The sequence below is a fragment of the Streptomyces sp. genome, assembly GCF_035645055.1.
Taxonomy (GTDB): domain Bacteria; phylum Actinomycetota; class Actinomycetes; order Streptomycetales; family Streptomycetaceae; genus Streptomyces.
Map to the genome: position 1 here is coordinate 96120 of NZ_DASQNH010000035.1, position 26175 is coordinate 122294.

A 26175-nucleotide genomic window follows, 5' to 3' on the forward strand; every position below is an offset into this window, starting at 1 on the left:
AGCGAAGCCGCTTCTGCCCACATCGGCGTCCTTCAATCACCACCCCGCCACTTTGCCGAAACGGCAACAGGACTCGGCCCGACGGCGGCATCCGCCGCATGATCGGTACTGAGCCATGGGCCGACCCTCCGGAGGACGCATGTCACCGCACCTCACCACGGACGTCACTCACCGCGTGGTCCCCTCGTCGGCGGGCCGGATCCACCTCGTGGAGCAGGGCACCGGACCGCTGGTGCTGCTCGTGCACGGCTTCCCCGAGTCCTGGTACTCCTGGCGCCACCAACTGCCCGCACTGGCCGCGGCCGGCTATCGCGCGGTCGCCCTCGACGTCCGCGGCTACGGCCGCTCCTCCAAGCCCGCGGACCCGGCCGCCTACCGGATGCTCGACCTGGTCGAGGACAACGTCGGCGTGGTGCGCGCCCTCGGCGAGGAGTCGGCGGTCATCGTCGGCCACGACTGGGGCGCGACGATCGCCGCCGACTCCGCCCTGCTCGAACCGGAGGTCTTCCGAGCGGTCGGGCTGCTCGGCGTGCCCTACACGCCACGGGGCGGTCCACGGCCCAGCGAGGTCTTCTCGCGGATGGGCGGGGACGAGGAGTTCTACGTCTCCTACTTCCAGCGGCCGGGGCGCGCCGAGGCCGAGATCGAACCGGATGTGCGGGGCTGGCTCGCGGGCTTCTACGCGGCGCTGTCCGGCGACACCATGCCGGGACCGGCCGCTCCGGATCCGCACTTCGTCGGCAGGGGCGGGATGCTGCGTGACCGGTTCCCCGGCGGACGGCGGCCCGCCTGGCTCGGCGAGCGCGACCTCGACGTCTACGCCGGGGAGTTCGAACGGACCGGACTGACCGGGGCGCTGAACCGGTACCGGAACATGGACCGCGACTGGGAGGACCTCGCCGCATTCGACGGCGCCCCGCTCCCCCAGCCGTCACTGTTCGTCGGCGGTCGCCTTGACGCCTCCACCACATGGCTGGCCGACGCGATCGACGCCCACCCCACCACGCTGCCCGGGCTGGTCTCCTGCCACCTCCTCGACGGCTGCGGCCACTGGATCCAGCAGGAACGCCCCGCCGAGGTCAACCGGATCCTCACCGACTGGCTGGCCGCGCTGCCTTCCTCGGCCACGACCGGAGCGGCCGTCCCGGCACGCGAGGGACGTGCGTGACAAACTGTGCCGATCATGTCCCGCCAGAAAGGTGACGACTCTATGTCCAGGGTCGAGCTGACCACTGACTTCGGCCGCATCGTGCTCGAACTGAACGACGCCGAGGCACCCAAGACCGTCGAGAACTTCCTGACGTACGTCCGGAACGGGCACTACGACGGAACGATCTTTCACCGGGTGATCGACGGCTTCATGATCCAGGGAGGTGGCTTCACCCGGGACATGTCGCAGAAGCCCACCCAGGCGCCGATCACCAATGAGGCCGACAACGGGCTGAAGAACACGGCGTACACGGTGGCCATGGCGCGGACCGGCGACCCGCACTCCGCGACGGCGCAGTTCTTCGTCAACGTCTCGGACAACGCCTTCCTCGACTTCAAGGCGAAGAACCCGAACGGCTGGGGTTACGCCGTCTTCGGCAGGGTGGCCGAGGGCCAGGAGGTCGTCGACCGGATCAAGCAGGTGCGGACGGGCAGCAAGGGCGGCCACCAGGACGTGCCCCTGGAGCCCGTCGTCATCGAGACGGCCAAGGTCATCGGCTGACCTCGGCCACGCCGGCGGACGGTCACCCGGCCCCGGGGAACGCCGTCCGCTTCCGCGTCACCGCGCGAGCCGGGTCTACCGGGTCTACCGGGTCTACCGGGTCTACCGGGTGAACCGTACCGGCACCGGTCGCGTGCTCCTCGGCGGGGGCGCAACTGCTCCCGTCGCTCGGGATGCCGAGGTCCGTGAGATAGGCGTCCACGGCCTCGCGTGTGCACGCGCTGCGGCCGTAGACGCTGTGTCCCGCACCCTCGTAGGGCAGCAGAACGGTCGTCCCGCGGGTCTGCCGGTGCACGTTCACGGCCCAGGCGTAGTTGTTCGCCGGGTCGTGCAGCGCATGCAGCATGAGGATCTCGGGTGCCTTGGTGATGCGCGGCCGGTGCTGTGGGTTGTTGACCTTCTCCGGCCAGCCGACGCAGCCGGCCACCGCGGTGTGTACGCGGGGTGAGCCCCGCAGGTGAGGTGCCGCCGCCAGTTCGGCCGCGGTCAGGGCGGCGAACTCCCGGTGGTTCTTCGGCCGGAATCGCCAGTCCTGGCAGAACACCGCGTGGAACAGCGGTTCAGAGGTCGTCGCCCGGCCGGCTTCGCTCGGCGGGTCCTCCGGTCGGGGCTGCCGCGGTTGCCGGCGCTCTCCCCGTTCCTGCGCGTCCAGCTCGGCCACGTAGGCGGCCAGTTCCCGCCAGTCCGGGCCGTAGAACTTCCTGAAGGCGAAGAGGGCGATCTCATGAGCGGTGAGCGTCCGGTCCGGGCTCGCCGGATCACGTATTTCGCCCCGGTCCGCTCGGGCGAGGAGGCCGTCCCACGCGGCGGTGACGTCCCGGCCGTGCAGTGCGCAGGAGCGATCGAACGCGCACCAGCGCGCGAACTGGTGGAACGAGTCCTCCGCGGTGACCGCCGACGAGACGAGGAACTCCCGCAGTCCGAGGCTGTGGTCGATGTTGGCGGTGAGAGCCATGGCGCGGATCCGCTCGCCGTACCGCTCCGCGTACTGCTGGCCGATCAGCGTGCCGTACGAATGACCGAAGTAGTTGATCTTCCTCTCGCCCAGCGCACCGCGGAGGGCATCCATGTCATGGACGACGCTCAAGGTGTCGGCGTGGTCGAAAATGGCCCCGCTGCGCCGTCGGCAGTCCTCGCGCAACACGCGGTTGAACTCCGCGAGTCGAGCGAACTCCGCCTGGTTGCGGGGATAGGCGGACGGTCGCCGGTTCACCAGTTCCTGCGAGCACTTCACGGGCCGGCTGTCCCCGACACCGCGCGGGTCGAACCCGACGATGTCGAACCGGGACAGGATGTCCTCGCTGAAGGTGGACTTGGCCCGCCGTACGGCGAAGTCCACACCGGAGTCCCCCGGCCCGCCGGGGTTGACCAGCAGCACGCCGAGCCGCCGGGCCGGATCGGCCGCCTTGCGGCGGGCCACCGCGAGGTCGAACTGCTCGCCCGCCGGGCGCGTCCAGTCGACGGGCAGAGGTAAAGTGCCGCATTCCGCTGTCGCGTCCCGGGGGCATGGTCTCCAGTCGATGGACGACACCTCCGCCGTCGTTCGTGTGAAGCGGGGAGGGCCGGCGTCCGCCGCTTCCACGACCGGTGCCGACGGTGCGGCGAATACGCCGACTGCGAGCACTCCGGTGAGCGCTTTGAGGAGCAGGGGCATCAGGGAGTTCCTTCCGAGGTCGTCGAGCGGGCCACGCGGGACGGGATGTCCCGTGATCAAAGGTGGCGGTGAGACGACTTCGGACGCAATCGCGCGAGACAGGGATCAGGGAAGCCACCGGGACGTGGCCGGAGTTCCCCTCCGGGGACACCTCAGGGGGTTGCCCAGAACCACCTGGGTCTTTCCCTGGCTTCGCTCCACGCTCAGGCGCCGGCCTTCACCGAGATGCCGGCGATCCGGCCGTGTGTGTCGAAGTCCACCTCGACCGCGTCTCCGCCGGGCAGTTCGGCGACGATCCGCTCGCCCTCGACGCACTGGGGCACGCCGTGGTGGTCGAAGTAACCGCCGACGACCTGGCGGGGCGCGTGGCCGATCAGACCGGCGCCGGTGAGCAGCGTCCGCGGCAGTGCGACCGGGTCCACGCCGACGCGCGGCACTCGCGTGTCGTCGGGCAGGAAGTAGACCTGTGTGGCCGGTCCCGCGGGAACGCCGATGTACCCCGGTGCTTCGGCCACCCCCATCCCGGTGAAGGCGAGCAGCTCGGCCGCGTGCCGCGGGTCGTCGAAGCCGGACAGCGGCAGCACTTCCTCGGTCAGTTCGGTTATGCCGTGCGCCCGCCCGTACCGCTCGACCGCGGCGGCCAGGGCGACGACCTCGGTGCCCTGGAGTCCCGGATTGGCCCAGCCCCACATCCAGGACTGCTCTTCCGTGTCGTACGTGCCGAGCACGGCCACCCGCAGCTCCAGCCCGCCCTGCCGGTACAGGCAGGACGGCAGGTCCGCGGTCCAGGGGCCTTCGGGCAGGAACCGCGTCAGAGCGTCGAGTTGGGCCGCGCCCCAGGCGGCATGCCGTTCGGCTTCCAGGAGAAACGCTTCGCTGAATCCACTCACCATGCCCCGACCCTATGGGGCCGCACGCGCTGTCGGCCGGCCCGGGGGTACCCCGTTGGAAGGACGTCCGCCGGGGACCGATTCGCCGAGGTCACGGGGGGGCAGGTGGCACACACGGTGCTGGAGGCGCTGGACGAAGTGCCGTGGGAGCGGCGGGAGTCGGCGCTCGGGGACCATCCGCCCGAGGAGATGCGGCGTGCCCTGCGGAACCTGGTCCTCAAGGGCGGGGCGGCGACCGAGGAGGACTGCTACCCGCTGTTCGACTGCTGCGCGCTGGGGACCGGGCGGGTGGCATCCGCCGCGACCGCCGCGCTGCCGTTCGTGGTCGCCCTCGCCCGGGATCGGGAGGTGGGCGCCCGGGTCATGCCTCACCTGCAGCGGTTCCCTCCGGCCGGGTTGACCGGGGGCTACTCGGCCGGGATGGCGTCGCGTATCGCTCTGGCGGTGACGGCCGGGTCGTAGCCCTCGGGCACGCCTTCGACCAGGATGATGTCCCCGACGATGTGCCGGGACCGCAGCGGAACGATCTCCTGGTAGGCGGGCGAGTCCCACCACGCCCGCGCCTCGGCGATCGAGGGGAAGGAGATCATCACGACCGCCCCCGGCCAGCGGCCCTCCTTCGTCTCGTGCCGGGTACCGTGCACCAGGAAGCGGCCGCCGTACGGCGCGAAGGTCCCGGTGATGCGCTCGATGTACTCGGCGATGTCCTCGTGGACGGCGGTCTCGTGCAGGTGGGCGATGGCGTAGGCGGTCATGGTGGGTCCTTCCGGTCGGTCCGGCCCGTGCTCGGAACGACCTTGTCATCCGGCCGCGCCGAGGGCGATTACGTGGCGGGTAATCGCCCCGTCTCCACTGCGCCGGCGGTCGGCGTCGGCGTCAGGTCGCTGTGGGCGCGCCGGGCTCACCGCCCCACGAGATCGCGGTCCGGCCCCCCGGGCTGGGGAAGAAGCGCCGCGTGGCCGCCGTGATGGAGGGGCGTGTCCAGACGGAGGCGGTTCACCTCCGTGCCGGTGGCCGCGTCGACGAGGTGGACCTCCCCATGGCCGCCGCGGGTGACGGCGACCCAGTCGGTGTCGGGTGACGCGGCCACGGCCCGGCGCTGGACACCTTCCCAGGGTGTGCCGCCACGTCGGGGGGCGCCGTCCATCGCGGCGAGGGCGACGTGACGCGTGGCGCCGTCGCCGCCCAGCAGGACGAGTTCGTCGCCGTCGGGGTGGATGCGGGCGAAGGCGGTGTGGGCGCGGGCCAGGGCGAGGCGGAAGACGAGTCCGGGGCCGAGTTCGGTCCGGGTCGTGGTGTGGGTGTCCAGGTCGTGGCGCCAGGCCTGGTTGGTCCACTCCGGCCAGCGCAGCGGGTCCGCGGGTCCGCCGCGCAGGGTGGACCACAGGGCTCGTCGGCGCGGGTCCAGCCGTAGGTACCAGCCGCGGGCGGGCGCGTCCCACGGGATCGGCGGTTCTGCCACCAGGCTGTCGCCTTCCCGCCGCGCCCGGTGCACGCCGTCGCCGGTGGCGGCGAAGACCCGGGCGTGGCGCGGATCCTGGGCGTCGCCGTGTCCGTCGTCCGGGAGGGGCAGGCAGGCGGCCGGGGTGACGGGCGGGCAGCCGGGCGGTGCGGCGAGCAGGTCGGCGAGGCGGTGGACGGCCAGGGTACCGGGTTCGCGGTGCCGTAGGACGACGAGCGGTTCGCCGGATCCGAGCACCGTCACGCCGGGCTCGCCGACGCGGGTGCGGACCCGCGCGGCCTCGCCGGTGGCCAGATCCACGACCGTGAGCAGGTCCGACCAGGGGGCGGCGTTCTTGCCGAGTCCCGTGGTGACGGCCACCCATCGTCCGGAGGGGTCGGCGGCGAGGTGTTCGGCCGGGACGGCCACGGGTATCGCGGCCGCGACCGGCCGCCCGCCGTACGGATCGAGGACGAGCAGTTCGCCCCGGCGGTCGTCGACGCAGGCCACCCGCCCCTCCGGCAGGGCCAGGAAACCGGCGTGCTCGGAGAGGTGACGGCCCGGCAGCCGCCCCGCGTCGGAGCCGTCCGGCACGGTCACGAGATGGACGCATCCCTCCACGTGGTCGGAGACCAGGAGCAGCGGTTCGGTCGTCATCGGCGGTCCTCCGTCGGCACATCGAGCATGACTGAAAATGATTATCATGTATGGTCGGTGCGTTTCCGGACCACGAGACGACACGAGAAGAAACGAGGGCACCGATGCTGCGCTCACCCCTGAGGGCCGTACGGCGCGGACTGGCCGCCGTGATCCTGGGTTCCGTCCTGGTGGGATGCGGCGCCACCGCCGACTCCCCGGCCGAGAGCGGGGCGAACGCCGGCGACGCGAAGGCCGACGTGACGGACGTCACGGTCGAACCCATCAAGGAGGCCCGGCAGTTGACGGACGCGCGCGGCGTCACCGTCTCGCTGAAGCAGCGGCCGGAGCGCATCGTCTGCCTGGTGGCGCTGTGCGACGACATCCTGACCGAGCTGGGCCTCGTGCCCGTCGCCACCAACAGCCAGCTCCTCGCCCACCCGGACTTCCTCGGGCCCGAGAAGGCGAAGCGGGTCGACATCATCCCCGGCGGCTTCATCGCCCCCGAGGTGGAGGCGATCCTCTCCCACAAGCCCGACCTGGTGATCGGGCTGGAGGACACCCATGGCAAGCTCGCCCCCGCGCTGAAGGGCGCCACCACGTTCTGGCCCATGCAGCCCGCCAAGTGGCAGGACAGCGTGGGCTATCTGCGCGACGTCGCCGCGCTCACCGGCCGCACGGCACAGGGCGAGAAGGCGGAGCGGACGTTCCGCACCAAGCTCGCCGCGGCCGAGCGGAAGAAGAGCGACAAGACGGCACTGATCATCTACGGCAGCGACGAGAACTTCGGCGTCGCCACCCCCGGCACCGACGTGGCCGCCGGCCTGTTCCCGAAGCTCGCCGAGTACCCCTGGACGTCCCGTGGCGTGGAGGGCAGTTACAGCCTGGAGGAGATCCTCGCGCAGGGCGTGGACGTCCTGTTCGTCGAGACGATGAGCTTCGGCGAACCGGACGGCAAGCTCTCGGAGAAGCTGGCGAAGAACCCGCTGTGGGGCAAGATCCCGGCCGTCGAGAACGGGGACGTCCACGAGGTCGACTCCGAGGTGTGGGCCAAGGGGCGCGGCACGCGTTCCCTGGGGCTCGTCCTCGACGAGGCCGTGGCCGCGCTGCGGTGAGCACGCCCACCGGGATCCTGGAACCGGCGGCGGGCTCGCCCTCCGCCGGTTCGCCGGGGCCGCGACGGCCGGGAGCACGCCGTGGGGCGCAACTCTCCGCCCTGGCCGTGCTGCTCGTCGTGGCGTCGTGGTGCGCGCTGTGCCTCGGCACTCCCTACGTCCCGCCGCACCGGCTCTTCGGCGGCGACGAGATCACCCGGGTCGTCGTCACCGAGCTGCGGGTGCCCCGGCTGGTGCTCGCGCTCGTCGCGGGCGCCTGCCTGGGCGCGGCGGGACTGGTGCTCCAGGAGGCGCTGCGCAATCCGCTGGCCGTCCCCGAGATGCTGGGCGTCTCCTCCGGTGCGGCCCTCGGGGTCGCCGCGCCCCTGGTGCTGGCGGTGGCGGTGCCCGCGGCCGTCCAGCCCCTGCTGGCCATCGGCGGCGCCGTGCTCGGCGGCGGACTGACCCTGCTCGCGGCCGGACTCGGGCGCAGCCCCTCCGCCGTGCTGCTCACCGGAGCGGCGGTCGCCGCCGCGTTGCAGGCGGCGCTGCTGGTGCTGATGGTGATGGCCGACCAGCTCGACCTCCAGCTGATCTACCGCTATCTGCTCGGCTCGCTCTCCGCCCGCACCTGGGAGGACGTGACCGGGCTGTGGCCGTGGCTGCTGATCGCGGTCCCCGCGCTCGTGCTGTGCGCGCCGGTGCTCGCGGTGCTGCGGCTCGGCGACGACGACGCGGAGGCGCTCGGGGTGCGGGTGCACCGGGCGCGGTTCACGGCGCTCGCCGTCGCCGTCGTGCTGATCGCCCCGGTGACCGCCGTGTGCGGCCCGGTGGCCTGGGTCGGCTTCCTCGCCCCGCACCTGGCCCGCCGCCTCAACCCGCGCTGCGACGCGGTCGGCTGGCTGCCGTGGTCGGCGGGGTGGGGTGCGGCCGTGGTGGCCGTGGCCGACGTACCGGCCCGGCTCGCCCTGGCCCCCGTGGAGACGCCGGCCGGTGCCTGGACGGCGCTGCTCGGCGTCCCGGCCGGAGTGGCGCTGCTGCGGAGGACGCGATGAGCCGGAGTGGCGCTGCTGCGGAGGACGCGATGAGCCGGGGTGCGCTGCCGTGGAGGACGCGATGAGAGAGACCAGCGGTACGGCTGTGGGGGGACGACTGACGATCGCACGGCGCTACGGCGTACTGGGCGCGCTGCTCGTGCTGGCCGCGGGCGCCTCGCTGCTGGCCGGGCGGGCCATGTCCCCGGGCGTGGTCTGGGAGGTGCTGGGCGGCGGGGGTGACGCACTGGAACGCCATGTGTTCTTCCACCTGCGGCTGCCCCGCATGCTCGTGGCCCTCGGCGCGGGCGCCTGTCTCGGGGTGGCCGGGCTGGTCCTCCAGTCGGCCCTGCGCAATCCGCTGGCCGGTCCCGAGGTCACGGGGGTGACGCCGGGCGCGGTGCTCGGCGCCGTCACGGCGACGGGGCTAGGGCTCGCGGGGTGGCAGTCGCCGTTCGCCGTGGTCGTCGCCGCGTGCGCGGGCGGTTGCGCCGGGGCGGGGCTGCTGTGGCTGCTGACCGGCCGGGGCCGGGGCGACCCGGAGAAGACCGCGGTGCACGGGGTGCTGGTCTCAGCGGTGCTCGGCGGGCTCACCGCGATGGTGCTGCTGGTCGCGCCGGGCGAACTCGGCAGCGTCGTGCAGTGGCTGGTCGGCAGCACCGAGGGCCGGGTGTGGGAGCACTGGCACCTGCTGTGGCCGTGGGCGCTGCCCTGGCTCGTGGTGGCGTGGCTGCTGTCGGGGCCGCTGACCCTGCTGCGCTGTGGGGACGAACTCGCCGCCGCGGCGGGACTGTCGGCCCCGCGCGCCCGGACGGCTGCCCTGCTGTGCGCGGTGGCGCTGACGGCGGGCGCGGTGGCCTCGGTGGGCGCGCTGGGCTTCGTCGGACTGCTCGTACCGCATGTCGCGGTGGCGGTGTTCGGCGCCGATCTGCGCCTCGCGCTGCCCGGCGCCGCGCTGCTGGGGGCGGTCGTGGTGGGCGGGGCGGACGCGGGGGCGCAGGCGGCGTCACGGCTGCTGGCGTCGGTGTGGGACGCCGACCGGCTCACGCTGCCCGTCGGCGCGCTCACCACCTGTGCGGGCGCGGTGCTGCTGCTGGTGGTGGTGCGCCGCACACCGAGCCGGGGCTTCTAGGGGCTTGCGGTCGCACCGAGCCGGGGCTTCCAGGGGCTTGCGGCCGCACCGAGCCGGGGCTTCCAGGGGCTTCCGGCCGGGCGGATCTGCTGAACGCGATACGGACGTGAGGGACATGGCATGAGCGAACCCGTCGGCATCAGTGTCGAGGGGGTCCACTTCGGATACCCCGGCCGGCCCGTGCTGCGCGGCGTCGACCTGGCCGTCGAGCCGGGCGAACTGACCGCCCTGGTCGGGCTGAACGGCTGCGGCAAGTCCACCCTGCTGCGGCTGGCGGCCGGGTTGCTGCGGCCCGGCGAGGGGCGGGTGCTGCTCGGCGGGCAGGACCTGGCCCGGCTCTCCCGGCGGGCCGCAGCCCGCCATGTGGCGCTGCTGCACCAGTCGGCCCCGGCCGTCCCCGGGATGACGGTGCGTCACCTGGTGCGCCAGGGGCGGTACGCGGCGCGCGGCCCGCTGGGCATGCTGCGCGAGGGGGACGACGCCGTGGTGCGGCGGGCACTGGAGGACGTCGGTGTGGCGCACTGGGCCGACCGTCCGGTGGAGGGGCTCTCTGGTGGGGAGCGGCAGCGGGTGCGGCTGGCCATGGCGCTGGCACAGGACACCCGCGTCCTGCTGCTCGACGAGCCGACCACGTATCTGGACCTGCATCACCAGCTGGACGTGTTGCGGACGGTGGTGCGGCTGCGGGAGGAACGGGGCCTGACCGTCGTCATGGTGCTGCACGACCTCGCCCACGCCGCTCGCTTCGCCGAGCGGATCGTGGCACTGCGGGACGGGCGGGTGGTGGCCGACGGGGCGCCCAAGGAAGTCGTCACCCCCGGCTTTCTCGCGGAGGTGCTGCGGGTCGCGGGCCGGGTGGGCCGGGACCCCGAGGGGGACTGGCCCGTGTGTTACCCAGATCACCCTCTCACCAGCTAGAAAAACGATAATCATATTCATTAATGTTCAGGACGTGGCGCTCAGCAGAACGCCGCAAGTCCCTTGAGATGGAGGAACGTTCGTGGAGAACGAGCAGGTCTTCGCGCCGATCGCCGACCCGGGTCAGCTGGCCCACGACTCGGCGTCCCACTCCAACGCCCTCGTCGAGAACCCGTTCGAGGACACCGAGGAGTAAGCGAGGGCTCTCCCCCTCACCAGCGGGCCCGTCCTCCCAGGGCGGGCCCGCTCCCTTCCCCCGCTCTGCCCAGCACCTTCCGCTCCCCGCCCCGTAGGAGAATCGACGTGTCCCGCAGCCAGCTCGCACCCGGTGTCGAGGTCGTCGCCGTCGACGGGCGAGGACTGGCCGTCCGCACGCCCGACGGTGAGTTCTTCCGCGTCAACACGGGCCGCGCGGACGCGGACGCGCTCCGCTCCCGGCTGACCGGAACGGACCTGCCCGGCGCGGATGGCGAACTCGACCGACTCGTCGCCGCGTTCGCCGCGGCCGGCTACCTGACCGAGGACGGCACACCGGCCGCGGGAGGCCGTTCCGCCGAGTGGCCCGCCGAGCGCCGCCCCGTCCTGCTGCTGGGCGATCCGGTCCTCACCGAGCCCCTGACCCGGCTGCTGCGGGCCGGGGGTGCCGCGCCCCGCCCCGGCACCCCCGGCGAGCCGATCGCGCCGGACGTCGCCGCCGTGGTCTGGTGCCTCGACGGCCCCGTGCCCCCCGGCCTGTGGGACGACGCCGACCGGCTGCCCGAGCGGGGGGTCGCCTGGCTGCGCTGCCACCGCGAGGGCTGGCAGGCGTACATCGAGCCGGTGGCCGCCGTCGCCGGGGACGTCACCTCCGCCCATCTGCGCGCCCGCCGGCTCGCCGCCACCCCCGCACACCGGGAGCTGGCCGCCTACTGGAACGGCCCGCGCACCGGCGGCGCCCCCGTCCGGCTCACCGCGCCGGCGGCGGCACTGCTCGCCGCGCTGCTCGCCGACGACCTCACCCGCTGGGCCACCGACGCCCCCGACACCGGCGCGCTGCCCGCCCGGCGCCGGCTGCGCCGCGTCGACCTGCGTACCCTGACCGTCACCGAACACCCGGTCCTGCCCGTCCCCGACGTCGCCCGGCTGCCGGTGACCGCCAGGTGACGACGTACACCACGACCGTGCACGGCCTGGCCACCGACGTCCGCCTCCCGGACGGCCCCGGCCCCTTCCCCACCGTCCTCGTCCGCACCCCGTACGACCGCCGGGCCCACCGCGCCGAGCTGCGCGGCTGGACGGCCCGGGGATTCGCCGCCGTCGCGCAGGACGTGCGCGGGCGGTTCGCCTCGCCGGGGGAATGGCGGCCGTACGAGGATGAGGCGGCGGACGGCGCGGAGACCGCGCGCTGGATCCGCGGCCGGCCCTGGAGCGACGGGCGGCTGGTCGCGTCCGGCGCCTCGTACGCCGCGCACTGCGCCCTCGTCCTCGCCCTGGAAGCGCCCGGCGACGCGCGCCCGGACGCGGTGCTCGCCGCCGTGCCCGCCCTCGGTGCCGCCGACACCGCGCGGGAACCCTCGGGGGTGGAGCGGCTGCTGACCCGCGCCGGATGGTGGGCGGCGCACGGCGACCGGCCGGACTCGGACGACAGCGCGCTGGACAAGGCCCTCGCCGCGGACCCGGACCTGCCGGCCCACCTGCCGCTGCTGGACCTCCCCCGGCGGCTCGGGCGGGAACTGCCCTCCTGGCCGGGGGTGTGGCGGCGCCGCGACCGGGGGCGGCTGGTCGCCCTGGGCGCCGAGGCGCGGGTGCCGCTGCTCGCCGTGGGCGGTCACCACGACCACTTCGCCGAGGACACCGTGGAGTTGTGGCGCCGCTGGGGCGGCCCCTCCGCGCGCCTGCTGATGGGACCGTGGGGCCACGGCCTCACCACCGCCCCGGGCCCCGACGCCGACCCCGCGCACCGCGTCCGCCTCGGCGACCTCTACGCACGCTGGGCCCGCGCCGCGCTCGCCGGGCGCCTGGCGGGCGGACGGTCCGGTGCCGTGGCGCTCGGCGGCAGCCCGCTGTGGACGGCGGCGGACACCGAGGGCGAGCCGTACGCGCCCCGCCTGCGTCCGCTGCGCGGCACCGCGTTCACCGCCGACCCCGAACGCCCGGTGCTCTCGGGCGACTTGACCGTACCGGCCGACGGAGCGCCGGACCGCTGTGTACTCGTCACGGCGCCCCTGCCGCGTCCGCTGGACCTTCTCGGACCCGCCCGGGTGCGGCTGCGCGCCCGGGCGGACACCCCGTCCGCCGACTGGGCCGCCCGGCTCGTCGCGCTCACGCCCGAAGGGCGTGCCGAGCGGCTCGCGGTCGGTATCGTCCGGCGCGCCGAACCGCCCGGACGGTATACCGAGTTCACCGTCCCGCTGGGCCGGCCGGCCCGGCGGCTGCGCGCCGGGACCCGGCTCCGCCTGGAGATCGCCGGGCACCACTTCCCCGCCCATGCCCGCAACCCGCACACCGGCGAGGACCCCGTCACGGCCACCCGGCTCACCGCCTCCGCCCGCGAGGTGGACCCGGCGTGCCTCGGACTCCTGCTCAGTGCGCTCCGTACCCGTCCCCGACCCACCGACCCCGAGGAGGAGATCCCGCGATGACGCCGCTGCCGCTGGAAACCCTGGTAGACCCGGTCTGCGGCATCGTCCGCAAGGTCAAGCCCGTCGACCACCCGGAAGGCACCCCGCCCCGCTACACGGCGATGACCGCCGAGGTCGCCGACGCCCGCAAGCTGGGTCTGTGGCCCGCCGACCGGGTCTCGCTCGGCACCTCCTTCGGCGACCCCGAGACCGCCCGCATATCGGCCATAGCCGAGGGGGTGGAACGCTACTGCGGCAACCGCGTCCCGCCGCCCGGCCACCCCGACGCGCCGCTGCGCGCCACCGCCGCCGAACTATCCGGAAAGGGACTGCGGTTGTACGGGCCGGACGAGCTGCCGGCGTACGCCGACTGGCAGTACGCCCGTGACAGGTTCCCCTACCGTCCCCTCACCCCGGACACCCCCGCCCTGTGGACCCGGGGCACCGAGCGGCTGCCCGGCGGGGAGAGCGCCGAGGTGTGGGCGCCCGTCGCGCTCACCCACCTCAACTGGCGCCAGGGCGAGCTGCGGGCCCTCCCCCGCACCCACCACCTCAACTACGCCGGCATCGCCACCGGACAGGGACTCGACGACGCCGTCGAACGCGCACTGCTGGAGATCGCCGAACGCGACGCGCTGGAACTGTGGTGGCACCTCGACGGGCCCACGCGCGGCATCGACCCGGACACCGTGCCCGGACTCGCCGGCGATCTCGCCGGGTCCGGGCTGCGGGTGTGGCTCGTCGAGATGCCCTCCGAGTTCGCCCCCTGCGTGGCGGCCCTGGTCCACGATCCGCGGCTCGGCCTGTACGCGGCCGGGTTCGCCTGCAAGTACGACCCGGCCGAGGCCGCCCGCAAGGCCGTACTGGAGGCCGTGCACACCTGGGTGTTCACCCAGGGGCTCACCGGTCCCGACGGCTGGGTCTTCCAGGCCGTCGACGCCGGGCTGCTCGCCAAGGGGCTCTATCTCGACCACCGCGAGGACCGCCGCTACCTCGACGTGTGCGGCGACCACTTCGAGCACGTCAGGGACCTGGGCGCGCACGTCCAGGTGTGGCTCGACCCGCGGATGGCGGCCGAGGCCCGGCGGTTCACCGACCCGCAGCTCGGCGTCGTCGCCCTCGACGAGGTCGCACCCGGCAGCCGGGAACTGATGGACCGGGCGCTGGAGCGCGGCGGCCACCGGGTCATGACCTTCGACCTGACCACGGAGGACGTCGCCGAGACGGCGCTGCGGGTCGCCCGCGTCCTGGTCTCCGGGCTGCTCCCCAACGCGCCCGCCGCGTTCGGGTACTTCGGCTGCCCGCGTCTCGCCGACGCCGCCGCGGCCCGCGGCTGGCGCAGCGCGGCGCCCGGAGCGCCGGAGGACTTCACACTCGCCCCTCCCCCGCACATGTGAGCCGCGCCGTGGATCTGGTGACCGCCCTCGCCCGGGCCCGCACCGCCGAGGAGCCGGGCCCCGACACCCCCGCGGGCCCCGCCGTCCCCGACTGGCCGGGACCAGCCCGCGCGATGCCCCCGGCCGGGCCCGGACGGCTCGACCTGGACCGGCTGCTGCGGCTGTCGCTGGCCGCCGCCGATCCCTCCGGACGGCTGCGGCCCGCCCCGTCGGCGGGCGCGCTGCACCCGGTCGACGCCCGGCTCGTCGTCGGCGAGGGCTGCTCCTTGCCGCCCGGAGCGTACGGCTACGACCCGCTGCGCCACCGCGTCCACCACCTGGGACCGGTACCGCGCGACGCCCCGCCCGGAACGACCGTCGAGCTGACGGTCACCGCGCGCCGCACGGCGAGCCACTACGGCCACCGGGCGTGGCCCCTGCTGCTGCTCGACACCGGGCACGCCGCCGCCGCGCTCTGGCTCGCCGCGCGGGCCCTGGCGACCGCGCGTCCGGTACTCCGCCTCGACGGCACCACCGAACAACCGCTGGCCGCCGTCCACATACCGCCCCCCGTTCCCGGACCGCGCCCGCCGGAACCGGACGCGCCCACACCGGCCGAACTGCTGGCCCGGCGCAGCGCCCGGCCGCCCCTCACCGGCACCCCCGCGCGCGAGGACCTGCACGCGGTGCTCACCACCGCGCGGGAAGCCGGCCCCGGGCAGCTGCGGTGGTGCGTGGCCGTCGGCGGACCCCGCCCGGAACTCGTCGAGACCGCGCCCGACGGCACCCTGCGGCGGCTCGCGACCGGGGAGGCCCGGCCCACCCTCGCCGCCTGGGCGGCCGGACAGGGCTGGATCGCCGACGCCGGCGCCGTCCTGCTCGCCTACGGCTGTCCCTCCGTCGCCGCCCCGCCGCGCATCCGCCGCGACCACCTGCACGCCGGACACGCCGTCGGACGCGCCCAGCTCACCGCCGCGCGGCGCGGCCTCGCCGCCCGGCCGGTCGGCTCCTGGCAACGGGCCGACCTGGGCGCCGCGCTGGGCGGCCCACCCGCACAGAACTGGATCGTCCACGGCCTGGCCCTCGGGTCCGGCCGACCCGAGAAGAGGACCTCGTGATCGTCCACCCGGAGCTGCGCCGCGCCGCACGTCACGCGCGGCGCCCGCTGCTCGCGGCCACCCTCCTCCAGGGAGCCGTCACCCTGAGCTGGCTCGCCCAGGCCGTCCTGCTCGCGCAGGCACTCGCCGCGATCGCGCGCGGTGCGACCGGCTCACTTCCCGCTCTCCTCACGGCGGTCCTCGCCGTCGTGGCCGTACGGGCCGCACTCGGCTGCGCCCAGCGGCGCACCGCCGCGCGGGCCGGCGCCCACGTCCGGGTCCGGCTGCGCGACGAACTCCTCGCCCACCTCGGCCGGCTGGGCCCCGCCCAGCTGACCACCGCGCGGACCGGAGCGGTGCGCACCACCCTCGTCGACGGCGTGGAGGGCGTCGACGCCTACGTGTCCCGCTATCTGCCCCAGCTGATCGTCACCCTGGTCGCGCCGCCCCTGCTGCTCGCCGCGGTGGCCGTGATCGAGCCACGCGCCCTTCTCGGGCTCGTCCCGGCCCTGCTGCTGGCCCTGGCCGGGCCACGCGCCTGGGACCGGTTGCTCGCCCGGCGCGGCAAGGAGCACTGGGACACCTACGAAGGGCTCGGCGCCGACTACCTCGAAGCCCTCCAGGGCATGCCCGCGCTACGCGCCGCGGGCGCCGTCGGCCGCACCCGGCGGCGGCTGGAGGAGCGGTCGGCGCGGCTGCACCGGGCGACCGTCGCCAAACTCCGCGTCTCACTGGTCGACACGGGCATCACCGACCTGGCCGTCCAGGGCGGCACCGCGGCCGGCGCACTGCTGGCCTGCTGGTCGGCGGTGGCCGGCGCCACCGCCCCCACCGGTACCTACCTGGTGCTGCTGCTGACCGGCGAGTGCTTCCGGCCCGTCCGCGACCTGGCCCGGGAATGGCACGCCGGATACCTCGGCGTCTCCGCCGCCGACGGGCTCGCCGCCCTGCGCACCGCCGCACCCGCCGTCCCGGACACCGGACGGGAACCCGCCGACTGGCCCGAGGCTCCCCGGCTCGCCTTCGAGAACATCCAGTTCACCTACCCGGGCGCCGACGGACCCACCCTCGGCGGAGTCACCTTCACCGCCGAGGCCGGACGCACCACCGCGATCGTCGGCCCGTCCGGCGCGGGCAAGTCCACCCTGCTCGCCCTGCTCCTGCGCCATTACGACCCCCAGCGCGGCCGGATCACCGTCGACGGCCGCGACACCACCGCGTACGCCCTCGGCTCCCTGCGGCGCGGTGTCGCCGTCGTCTCCCAGGACACCTATCTCTTCCACTCCTCCATCGCGGACAACCTGCGCCTGGCCCGGGCCGACGCCACGGACGAGGACCTGGAGCGCGCCGCCCGCGCGGCCGGGATCCACGACGAGATCGCCGCCCTCCCCGATGGCTACGCCACCGTCCTCGGCGAACGCGGCGCCACCCTCTCCGGCGGCCAGCGGCAGCGCCTCGCCCTGGCCCGCGCCCTGCTGGCCGACGCGCCGGTCCTCGTCCTGGACGAGGCCACCAGCGCCGTCGACGAACGCCGCGAGGCGGACATCGTCCGCGATCTGACGGCCGCGGCGCGTGGACGGACCGTGCTCGTCGTCGCCCACCGGCTGGCCGCCGTCCGGCACGCCGACCGCATCGTCGTCCTGGACGGCGGACGCGTGGACGCCGTCGGCGACCACCGCGCGCTCGTCGCCGCGGGAGGACTGTACGCCCAGCTCGCCGCGGCGGGCCGTACGCACGAGAAAGGCCTCGCCGCATGAGCAGCACGACCAGCACGAGCACGTCCGACACCGCGCTCCCCCGGCGGGGCGCGCTGCGCGCGCTGCTGCCCGCGCTCGCCGGGCACCGAGCCATGATCGTCCGCACCTGCGCCGCCGCCCTCGCCGAACAGGCCTCGCTGGTCACGCTGGTCACGCTGGCCGCGCACAAGGTCGGCAGCGCCGTCAGCACCGGGCACGCGCCCTCGGCCGCCACCACCGCCGCGCTCGCCGCGCTCGTCGTGCTGCGCGCCGTGATGACCTGGCGGGAGATGGACCTCTCGCACGACCTGGCCTACCGCGTCCTCGCCGAACTGCGGGTCCGGGTCTTCGACGGGCTCGCCCGCAGCGCCCCCGCCCGGGTGGCGGGCCGGCGCAGCGGAGATCTCGCCGCCACCGCCATGGCCGACGTGGAGGCGCTGGAGTTCTTCTACGCGCACACCACGGCCCAGCTCCTCGCCTCCGGCGCGGTGTTCACGGGCGGCGCGGCGGTCCTCGCGACGGTGGAGCCATGGCTGCTCGCCGCCCTGGTCCCGGTCGCCGCGCTGCTGGCCGCGGCGCCCTTCGCGGAGGCCCGCGGCCGTACGGACCGGGGGGCCCGCACCCGGCAGGCCGCCGCCGAACTGTCGGCCGACACCGTGGAGACCGTCGACGGGCTGCGGGAACTGCTGGCGTTCGGCGGGCTCGCCGAGCGCCGGACCCGGCTCGCCGGGAAGGGGAAGAAGCTCGGGGAGGCACAGCGGGCCGAAGTCACCTGGGAGGCCATGGCCGCCGCCGTGCGCGATCTGCTCATCGTGCTCGCCGTCCTGGGCGTGGTGGCCACCGCGGCCCAGGCGGTGAGCGCCGGACGGCTGCACGGCGCCTGGGCCCCGGCCGCGATGGCCCTCGCCCTGTCCGTGCTGGGCCCGGTCGCCGAGTCGGCCCGCTCACTGAGCCAGGCGATGGGCCTGCGCGCCGCCGCCGCCAGGGTCGACGCGGGGATGAACGCCCCCACCCTCGCCCCGCCCCCCGCAACGGCCCGGCCCCTGCCCCCCGGCCCGCTCGGTGTCCGCCTGCACGACCTGAGCTTCGGCTACGGCGACCGGCCGGTCCTGCGCAACGTCGAACTCACCGTCCCGGCCGGGCAGACACTCGCCCTCGTGGGCGCCTCGGGTGCGGGCAAGTCGACCTGCGCCCACCTGCTGGCACGCTTCTGGGACCCCAGCGCCGGAGCCGTCCAGCTCCTCCCGGCCGCCGGCGACCCCGTCGACCTGCGCGACCTCAGCGACGCCGACCTGCGCCGGGCCGTCGCCGTCGTCGGCCAGGACACTCCCCTCTTCCACGGCACCCTCGCCGAGAACCTGCGCCTGGCGGCGCCCGAAGCCGACGACCACCGGCTCGCCGAAACGGCCGAGCTGTGCGGTATCGACCGCATCGCGTCCCTGGACACGCCGGTCGGCGAACGCGGCGCCACCCTCTCCGGCGGCCAGCGTGCCCGCGTCGCCCTCGCCCGCGCGCTGCTCGCCGAGCCCCGTGTGCTGGTCCTGGACGAGACCACCGCCCACCTGGACAACACCGGTGACGCCGAACTCGCCGCCGCCCTGGCCCGCACCGGCGGGCAGCGCACCACGCTCGTCATCGCCCACCGCCCCGCCACCATCCGCCGGGCCGACCGCATCGCCGTACTCGAAGAAGGGCGGGTCGTGGAGGAAGGCACCTGGGAGGAACTCACCGCCCGGCCCGCGGGCGCGCTCACCCGCGTCCTCGCCATGTCTGCGCGCTGAGCGGCGCACCCCACCGGCAGGACCAGCGAGCGGGCATGGGCGATGATCCGTGCGGCCCGCACCCCCGTACGGCAGCCGGTGCGCTGCCGGGGTTTTCGGGGAAGTGGTTCTGAGGACGGCGACCGCCGGACCACGCGGCGGGCTCCCGGGGGGTGGAGGAGACAGGTGGCGGGGCAGGGACGGGCGAGAGGGCCGCAGGCCCACCGCGGACAGGCGTGGGCGGCGCGCGCGGCGCTGGTGTCCGCCGTCGCGGCGTTGTCGCTGCCCCTCGTCGAGGGCGGCGTCGGTGGACTGCTGCTGCTCGTCGCCGGATGCGCGGGCCTCGTCGTCACCTTCGCCGCGCTGTGGTGGACGCTGTCACGGCGCGGCGCCGTACGGATGGCCGCCGCGGTGCTGGCGCTGCTCACGCCGGTCGCGGTCGTCACCCTGTTCGCGCGGGCGAACCTGCTCTGGGTCGTCATCCTGTCCGGGCTGCTGTGGTCGGCGGCCGTGTGGAGCGGCCGGTACGCGCTGCGCACCACGGGTCTGCGGTCCACCCGGGCCAGGGAGTACCGCGCCCCGCCGCCGCGGCGCCCCTTCGTGTTGCTCAACCCGCGCTCCGGCGGCGGAAAGGTCGAGCGGTTCGCCCTGCGGGAGAAGGCCGAGCGACTCGGGGCGCGGGTCGTCCTGCTCGACACGGAGGAGCGTCAGGACGTGGCCGCCCTGGCCCGGGCCGCCATCGCGGACGGCGCCGACCTGCTCGGCGTCGGCGGCGGCGACGGCACCCAGGCCCTCGTCGCCGCCGTGGCCGCGGAGCACGGCGTGCCGTTCCTGGTGATCGCGGCCGGCACCCGCAACCACTTCGCGATGGACCTGGGCCTGGACCGCGACGATCCCGCCGCCTGTCTGGACGCGCTGGCCGACGGTGTCGAGGTCCGCGTCGACCTGTGCTTCGCGGGCGACCGTCCGTTCGTCAACAACGCCTCCTTCGGGGTCTACGGTGCGGTCGTGCAGAGCCCCGGCTACCGGGACGACAAGGTCGGTACGGCGCTGGATCTGCTGCCCGATCTGCTGACCCGGCAGCGCGGGCCTCGGCTGACGGCGAGGATCGGCCGGACCACGGTCACCGATCCGCAGGCCGTCCTGGTCAGCAACAACCCCTACCGGATGGGCGACCCGTTCGGCTTCGGACGGCGCGCGCGGCTGGACTCCGGGCGGCTCGGCGTGGTCGCCGTGAAGGTCGACAGCGCGGTCGACGCCGCCGAGCTGCTGCTGGGTTCCGGGGGGCTGGGCACCACGACCTCGCACGAGGTGGTCATCGACGCCGACCTACCGGAGGTGGAGGCCGGGATCGACGGCGAGGCCGCGCTGCTGCCCACCCCGGTCCGCTGTCGTGTCGAACGCCGCGCGCTGCGCGTCCGCGTCCCCCGCGAACGGCCCGGCACCCCGGATCCGCCGCCCCGGCTGGACTGGCGGCGGCTGCGCAAACTGGCGGCCGCGGTGGGCCGTACGGCCGTGCCCGTCCGGTCCCGCGCCGACCGGGAGCCGGCGCCGCCGCGCTCGTGACCGCTCTCTCCCCGCCGCTGCCGCCTCGGCGCCGCGCGCCGAGGCGGCTCCCCGGCCGGATCCGCCGCGCCGGAGGTGAACCGGGCGCCGCTCGGCGCCGTGTTCCTGGACACCCGGCCGAGCCGTGCCGCGGAGACCGGTGAAAGGAGCGGTACGTCCCGTGCCCACCGACCACGCTTGCCGTACGGCCGCCGAACAGGCCGCGCACTGCCTGACCCCCGTGCGCCCGGAACTGCTGCCCGCCGGCCCCACGGAGCCGCCGCCCGCCGAGGTCATGCCCGTCGTCCTGCGCGCCTACCTGGGTCGAGGTGAACGCGCGGCCGGCCGCGCCACGAGCCCGCGAGAGGCGTCCGGTGCCGGTGAGCGTCGCGGCGGGCGCGGCCGTACTGCGGATGTGTCTGGACGGCCTCCACGCGGAGATGAGAGGCGCGCTGACGGTCTGGCACGCGGATCTCGGCCGCGGGCTGCGCGAGTTGCTGGCGGATCCGCGTTCGACCGGTCGGGCCGATGCCTGGCAGCCCCTCGCCGAGTTGCAGCAGCGCGCCCATGAGGCACCTGATCGATCCGGACCAGCGGGAACGGTGGCGGGGGCGTGGGATCTCACGGGGACGCCGGTCAGGCGGTGGACTTCTCGCGGACGGCGGTCGACAGCAGGATGAGGAGTGCTCCGGCGATCTGCCGGCCGGCCAGCTGCTCCTGGTGGACGAGCACGGCGAGCAGGGTGGCGGTGAGTGGTTCGAGGAGGACGGCGATCTGCGCGGCGCCCGGTCCCGCCTGGCGCAGGCCGAGGAAGTAGCTGCTGTAGGCGATGGCGGTGGGCACCAGACCCAGGAACAGCACCGCGGCGATCGCCTCGGGGCGCGCCGGGATCCCCATGCCCGTGGTCAGCGCGACGGGCGCCAGCAGCAGACCTCCGGAGACGAAGCCCAGGCCGGTCATGGTGGTGCGGTCCAGGCCGGGCAGCGCCGCCCGGCGGTCGAGGGACAGGGCGGCGAAGCCCGCCGCGGCGAGCAGGGCGAGACCCGTTCCGGCGGCCCGGTCCGGGCCCGCCTCCGGTGAGCCGACCAGAAGGAACAGTCCGGTGAGGGCGACGGACAGGGAGACGAGGGCGCGCCCGGAGGGCCGGCGCCGGTCGAGGCAGGCCGCTCCGGCGGTGATCAGGACGGGGACCGCGACCATGGTGGTCAGGGTGGCCAGGCCGACCGAGGTGGCCTCGATCGACGCGAAGTAGGCGGCCTGGAAGCAGGCCAGCAGGAGGCCGGCGGTGACGATCCGGGCCACCGCCCGCGGGCTGCGGGGCACGCTGGTGAGGCGCCCCGTGACCAAGGCGTACCCGGTGATGAGCAGGCCGCCGGTGAGCAGGCGGTAGGCGGCCACGGCGACCGGGGCCAGGCCGGTGTACGAGGCGAGCAGCGAACCGGCGAGACCACCGGTTCCCCACAGCACTCCGGCCAGAACGAGCAGGGCGATGCCGTTGCGTGAACTGGGTGTGCTGGATACGGACGAACGTGCGGACATGGGAAAGCTCCGGCTTCGACGCGGAAGGAAGGACGACGGCGTCAAAGCGGGGCATCGGCGGACAGGCGGCCGATCAGTGGCCGATCAGGCAACGCCAGGGAGGGCCACGGCCGATTCGTCCCGGCCGGGCCCGGCAGACACCCCGCTCAGGAGCGGGGCGGCGGGCAGATGATCCGATACTGGTCCACGGCGCTCACCCTAGCGGAGGGCGGGATCATCGGGAGGGCCGATTACCGAGCCCTCGGACAGGAAAGGTGCCATGGCCGACACGGCTGACCTCACCGAGCGGGTGCTGGCCCGCGTCGCCGCATACGAGAGCGGGTTCAACGCACGGTTCGCGGAGTACTTCGACACGCTGGCCGCCACCATGGACGCCCCGGCGTTCAGCCGGTTCACCCCGGAGTGCGTGGGTCTGCTGCGGGAGCTGTCCCTGCGCGGCGGCAAGCGGATGCGGGTGGTGCTCCTGTACGAGGCGGCCCGCCTGGTGACGGACGCACCGGTCGACGGGCTGGACGCCGCCGCGCTGAGCATCGAGCTTCTCCAGACCCATGGGCTGATCCACGACGACATCATCGACGACAGCCCCACCCGCCGGGGCGGGCCCACCACCTACTACGCCTACCGCGAGAAGTTCCCCGACCGGCCGCGCACCGCGCTCGGCCTGGCGATCCTCGCGGGCGACCTCGCTCTCGCGCTGTCCCTGCGCGTACTCCTCGACGCCGAAGCGCCGCTGCCGGTGCGGCAGGCCATGGTCGAGGCCCAGACCAGGGCCGCCGCGGACACGTTCGTCGGCCAGATCGCCGATCTGGAACGGGACTTCACCACCGGCCCGGCGGACGAGGAGATCCTGCACAGCGTGGCGGACTACAAGTCGGCCCGCTACTCGCTCCTGGCGCCCCTGGAACTGGGGCTGCTGGCCGCCGGCGGGGAGCCGGGCCGCCACGCGGCCGAACTGCGGCGCTACGCACGGCTGGTGGGGATCTGCGGCCAGATGCGGGACGACTACCTGGACCTCTTCGGCGACCCGGAGCTCACGGGCAAGCCGGTCGGCACCGACCTCCGCGAGGGCAGGCACACGTACACGGTCCGCGCCCTGCTGTCCGCCGTCGGCGGTGCGGAGCGCGCCGTCGTCACCTCGGCCCTGGGCGACGCCTCGTGCACGGACCAGGACGTCGCCGACGTGCGGGAGATCGGCGAGCGCAGCGGGGTGGCGGCCGGCATGCGCGCCGAGATGCGCCGCCACGCGGAGGAGGCCTCCGCGCTGGCCGGCAGCTGGCGGCGGCGGTGGCGGGGGGACGCGGTCGCGTTCTTCGCGCAGCTGCCGGTGTGGAGCGTGGAACGCGCGGGGTGAGCCGGGAGGTCAGCGCCGGGACAGGTACAGGTGGAGCGCCTTGTGCAGGACCCGGTTGAGCGGGTAGTCCCACTCGCCGAGGTATTCGACCGCCTCGCCGCCGGTGCCGACCTTGAACCGGAGCAGCCCCAGCAGGTGATTGTCCTCCTCCAGGGTGTCGGTGATGCCGCGCATGTCGTAGACGGCCGCTCCGAGTTCGTGGGCGTCGCACATCATGCGCCACTGGACGGCGTTGTTCGGCTGGACCTCGCGCCTGCGGCTGGTGGAGGCGCCGTAGGAGTACCAGACGTGCTCGCCGACGGTCAGCATCGTGGCGGCCGCGAGCACCTCGCCGTCGTGGTGGGCGAGGTAGAGGCGCATACGGTCGTCGTCCTCGGCCCGCAGCGCGGTCCACATCCGCTGGAAGTAGGCGAGCGGGCGGGGGATGAAGCGGTCCCGCTCGGCGGTCTCGACGTAGAGGTCGTAGAAGGCGGGCAGGTCCTCGTAGCCGCCCTGGACCACCTTGACGCCGGCCTTCTCGGCCTTCTTGATGTTGCGCCGCCACTGCTGGTTGAGGCCTTGCTCGAGCTCTTCGGAGGTCCGTCCGGCCAAGGGGACCTGGAAGACGTGGCGCGGCTGGCCCGCGGCGAAGCCGTCCTCGCCGCCGGGTTCGGTCCGCCGCCAGCCCATCCGGCGCAGCCGGCCCGCGATGTCGAGGGCCCGCGGCTCCTCCTCGGTGGCCTCGACGTCGCGCAGTCGACCGGCCCGCGGATCGGCGATCGCCGCCTTGACCGCCTCGGCGCTCCAGCGGCGGGCGACGACGGGCGGCCCCATCCTCACCGAGAAGGCGCCACGCTCCTTCAGGTACGCGAGCATCGGCTGGAGCCACTGCTCGAGATCCGTCGCGGCCCAGTCGATGACCGGGCCCTCGGGCAGATAGGCCAGGTACCGTCTCAGCTTCGGCAAGGGGCGCAGCAGCACCAGTCCCGCCCCGACGAGGCGGCCCTCCTCGTCGAACCAGCCCAGGCTCTGCGCCCGCCAGTCCGGCTTCACATCCCCCCACGAGGGAACCTGCATATGGCTCACCGAGGGACGGGCCGTGACGAAGGACAGGTGTTCCTCGCGAGTGATCGCTTCCAGGCGGTAGCTCATGCGCCGTGCTCCTTTGCTCGGCGCACGAGGCGTACGCCGGGTCCAGGTTCTCCCCGCGGACGTGTTCACCCTCTCGGTCAAGCGGACAGGAACTGACCGCTACCGGCTCGTGGCCGAGGGCGGCACAGGGTGGCCCCGGCCGGTTCGCCGGGCCGTAGAGGAAGCACTCGGGTGCGTTCGAGTGGAGGACTCGCCGGTTCCGGCCGAGGCTGGTGAGGTGACCGCCTGTTCTCCCGGTACCGGCATGCCGCGCGCCGAACGGCGCCGACGGCTGCCGCGGGCCCTTCCGGCGGTCGTCGCCGCGGCCTTCGTACTGCTGCACGTCTTCGGCTATCCGGCGACCCGCTTCTCCAACGACTCCTACCGCTACGCCCGTCAGGCCTACGAGTTCCTCGGCGACTCCCCGCGCGAGGCGACGCGGAAAGCCGTCGCCGCCTACTGCGAGGACACGGCCAGGCTGGTCCACCGCAACCGCATGCTCGACCAGCTCAGATTCCGGGAACCGGGCCGCGAGGCCGCCTACGCGGCGCGGTGCGAGCGGAAGTACGCGCAGGGGCTCGAACCCACCGACCCCCGCTACGAGCGGATCTTCCACACCCGGCCCGGATATCCGCTCGTGGCGGCGCCCTTCGTGGCACTCCTCGGCGCCAAGGCCGGGCTCACGCTGGTCGCGCTCGCCTGCACCGCGCTCGCCGGATATCTCGTCTACCTGCTGCTGCGCGCACTGCGGGCACCGCCCCCGGCCGCAGTGCTCGGCCAGGTCCTCTGCTACGTGACCCCGCTCGCCTCCTGGGGCGGCCGGCCGCTGGCCGAGGGCCCGGCTCTCGCGCTGACGACCGCGCTGCTGCTCGCCTCGGTGTGGCTGCTGCGCGGCCGCGTCCTGCCGGGCGCCGCGCTGTTCACCGGCGCCCTGGCCTGCGGACTCGCCGTCAGATATTCGACGTTCCTGCTGGTGACGCTGTTCCTGACGGCCGCCGCGGTCACCTCACTGCTCGCCGTCCGCCGGGCCCGGCACCGCGGAGCCTGGTGGCTGGCCGGGCTGTCCGCGGGCGGCACCCTGGCCACGCCGGCCCTGAGCGCACTCCTGAAACTGCCCGGGACGACCGACTCGCTCCAGGACACCTTCACGCTCCACTGGACCCGGCCGGAGATCGCCGATCCCTGGCGGGCCCTCGCCCGTCTCAACCACCACTACTGGTGGCAGTGGCTCCAGAAGGAAGCCCTCGCGCCGCTGCTGGTGTCCCTGCTCGTGGTGGGAGCGTGGGGCGTGTGGCGGCGCTCGGTGCCGGTCGCCCTGTGTGTGATCGCCGTGGGGGCCACCGGCTTCGCCACGGCGGCGGCACACCCGGTCGCGGTCGAACTCGACCGGCTGTATGTCGCCGTCTGGCTCGTGCCCGTCATCGGCGTACCGCTGGCACTGGCCCGTCTGTGGCCGCCGGTCCCCCGGCGGCCGGCCGCCGACGCGGGCCGGCCGGACGCCACGGCCGGGGACGGCGATTCGGCGGGGCGGGCGACGGCGTGGACGTGACG

At 74.6% G+C, this 26175-nt stretch carries 23 protein-coding genes; 17 read left to right on the plus strand and 6 right to left on the minus strand.

Annotated elements, in window-relative coordinates; translation table 11 throughout:
• Positions 1–139 precede the first annotated feature (139 nt).
• Positions 140–1168 carry an alpha/beta hydrolase gene (locus VE614_RS12130; protein WP_324935648.1) on the plus strand — a complete coding sequence of 343 codons (1029 nt, stop codon included), beginning with the start codon at positions 140–142 and terminating at the stop codon, positions 1166–1168.
• 42 nt (positions 1169–1210) lie between these two features.
• Positions 1211–1711: a peptidylprolyl isomerase gene (locus VE614_RS12135; protein WP_324935650.1), complete on the plus strand. Its 501-nt coding sequence runs from the start codon at positions 1211–1213 to the stop codon at positions 1709–1711.
• A 22-nt stretch (positions 1712–1733) separates the two neighbouring features.
• Here the strand turns inward: VE614_RS12135 and VE614_RS12140 are convergent, their stop codons facing one another.
• Both VE614_RS12140 and VE614_RS12145 read right to left on the minus strand, forming a co-directional pair.
• On the minus strand, positions 1734–3365 hold the full coding sequence (locus VE614_RS12140) for an alpha/beta fold hydrolase (RefSeq protein WP_324935652.1): 1632 nt from the start codon (positions 3363–3365) through the stop codon (positions 1734–1736).
• 203 nt (positions 3366–3568) lie between these two features.
• Positions 3569–4258: a DUF6882 domain-containing protein gene (locus VE614_RS12145; protein ID WP_324935655.1), complete on the minus strand. Its 690-nt coding sequence runs from the start codon at positions 4256–4258 to the stop codon at positions 3569–3571.
• Positions 4259–4360: 102 nt separating this feature from the next.
• On the opposite strand from VE614_RS12145, the gene VE614_RS12150 reads away from it, so the two are divergent.
• Positions 4361–4717 carry a hypothetical protein gene (locus VE614_RS12150; protein ID WP_324935657.1) on the plus strand — a complete coding sequence of 119 codons (357 nt, stop codon included), beginning with the start codon at positions 4361–4363 and terminating at the stop codon, positions 4715–4717.
• Here the strand turns inward: VE614_RS12150 and VE614_RS12155 are convergent.
• Complete coding sequence (locus VE614_RS12155; protein ID WP_324935659.1) at positions 4663–5010, minus strand: DUF1330 domain-containing protein; 348 nt, start codon at positions 5008–5010, stop codon at positions 4663–4665. The genes VE614_RS12150 and VE614_RS12155 overlap by 55 nt on opposite strands.
• Before the next feature lie 146 nt (positions 5011–5156).
• On the minus strand, positions 5157–6353 hold the full coding sequence (locus tag VE614_RS12160; protein ID WP_324935661.1) for a hypothetical protein: 1197 nt from the start codon (positions 6351–6353) through the stop codon (positions 5157–5159).
• A gap of 104 nt (positions 6354–6457) precedes the next feature.
• Here VE614_RS12160 and VE614_RS12165 point away from each other — a divergent pair, with 104 nt between their 5' ends.
• The 12 genes from VE614_RS12165 to VE614_RS12220 all read left to right on the plus strand — a co-directional run bounded on the left by VE614_RS12165 (position 6458) and on the right by VE614_RS12220 (position 20645).
• Positions 6458–7447: an ABC transporter substrate-binding protein gene (locus tag VE614_RS12165; protein ID WP_324935663.1), complete on the plus strand. Its 990-nt coding sequence runs from the start codon at positions 6458–6460 to the stop codon at positions 7445–7447.
• A 101-nt stretch (positions 7448–7548) separates the two neighbouring features.
• Positions 7549–8481, plus strand: coding sequence for an iron ABC transporter permease (locus tag VE614_RS12170; RefSeq protein WP_324935736.1), 933 nt, complete (start codon positions 7549–7551; stop codon positions 8479–8481).
• A gap of 61 nt (positions 8482–8542) precedes the next feature.
• Positions 8543–9592, plus strand: a complete 1050-nt coding sequence (locus VE614_RS12175; RefSeq protein ID WP_324935665.1) for an iron ABC transporter permease — start codon at positions 8543–8545, stop codon at positions 9590–9592.
• A gap of 120 nt (positions 9593–9712) precedes the next feature.
• Positions 9713–10510, plus strand: coding sequence for an ABC transporter ATP-binding protein (locus VE614_RS12180; protein ID WP_324935667.1), 798 nt, complete (start codon positions 9713–9715; stop codon positions 10508–10510).
• Positions 10511–10592: 82 nt separating this feature from the next.
• Entirely contained in the window at positions 10593–10706 is a 114-nt protein-coding gene (gene amiA, locus VE614_RS12185) for a streptamidine family RiPP (protein WP_240449383.1), read from the plus strand.
• A gap of 107 nt (positions 10707–10813) precedes the next feature.
• Complete coding sequence (locus tag VE614_RS12190; protein WP_324935670.1) at positions 10814–11653, plus strand: hypothetical protein; 840 nt, start codon at positions 10814–10816, stop codon at positions 11651–11653.
• Complete coding sequence (locus tag VE614_RS12195) at positions 11650–13131, plus strand: CocE/NonD family hydrolase (protein ID WP_324935672.1); 1482 nt, start codon at positions 11650–11652, stop codon at positions 13129–13131. Before VE614_RS12190 ends, VE614_RS12195 begins: the two co-directional genes overlap by 4 nt.
• Positions 13128–14507, plus strand: a complete 1380-nt coding sequence (locus VE614_RS12200) for a YcaO-like family protein (RefSeq protein ID WP_324935674.1) — start codon at positions 13128–13130, stop codon at positions 14505–14507. The genes VE614_RS12195 and VE614_RS12200 overlap by 4 nt, the downstream gene beginning before the upstream one ends.
• Positions 14508–14515: 8 nt before the next feature.
• The gene (locus VE614_RS12205) at positions 14516–15604 is read left to right on the plus strand and encodes a SagB/ThcOx family dehydrogenase (RefSeq protein ID WP_324935676.1); all 1089 of its coding nucleotides are present in this window, start codon (positions 14516–14518) and stop codon (positions 15602–15604) included.
• Positions 15601–17340, plus strand: coding sequence for an ABC transporter ATP-binding protein (locus VE614_RS12210; protein WP_324935678.1), 1740 nt, complete (start codon positions 15601–15603; stop codon positions 17338–17340). The genes VE614_RS12205 and VE614_RS12210 overlap by 4 nt, the downstream gene beginning before the upstream one ends.
• Positions 17337–19100 carry an ABC transporter ATP-binding protein gene (locus VE614_RS12215; RefSeq protein ID WP_324935680.1) on the plus strand — a complete coding sequence of 588 codons (1764 nt, stop codon included), beginning with the start codon at positions 17337–17339 and terminating at the stop codon, positions 19098–19100. Before VE614_RS12210 ends, VE614_RS12215 begins: the two co-directional genes overlap by 4 nt.
• Before the next feature lie 165 nt (positions 19101–19265).
• Entirely contained in the window at positions 19266–20645 is a 1380-nt protein-coding gene (locus tag VE614_RS12220) for a diacylglycerol/lipid kinase family protein (RefSeq protein WP_324935682.1), read from the plus strand.
• Between the two features lie 615 nt (positions 20646–21260).
• Here VE614_RS12220 and VE614_RS12225 read toward each other — a convergent pair.
• A complete protein-coding gene (locus VE614_RS12225; protein WP_324935684.1) occupies positions 21261–22163 on the minus strand; it encodes a DMT family transporter in 903 nt (300 codons plus the stop codon).
• 259 nt (positions 22164–22422) lie between these two features.
• Here VE614_RS12225 and VE614_RS12230 point away from each other — a divergent pair, with 259 nt between their 5' ends.
• Entirely contained in the window at positions 22423–23514 is a 1092-nt protein-coding gene (locus tag VE614_RS12230; protein ID WP_324935686.1) for a polyprenyl synthetase family protein, read from the plus strand.
• A gap of 9 nt (positions 23515–23523) precedes the next feature.
• On the opposite strand, the gene VE614_RS12235 is transcribed toward VE614_RS12230, so the two are convergent.
• Complete coding sequence (locus tag VE614_RS12235) at positions 23524–24645, minus strand: lipid II:glycine glycyltransferase FemX (RefSeq protein ID WP_324935688.1); 1122 nt, start codon at positions 24643–24645, stop codon at positions 23524–23526.
• Positions 24646–24889: 244 nt separating this feature from the next.
• Here VE614_RS12235 and VE614_RS12240 point away from each other — a divergent pair, with 244 nt between their 5' ends.
• A complete protein-coding gene (locus tag VE614_RS12240) occupies positions 24890–26173 on the plus strand; it encodes a hypothetical protein (RefSeq protein ID WP_324935690.1) in 1284 nt (427 codons plus the stop codon).
• Positions 26174–26175: the final 2 nt, after the last annotated feature.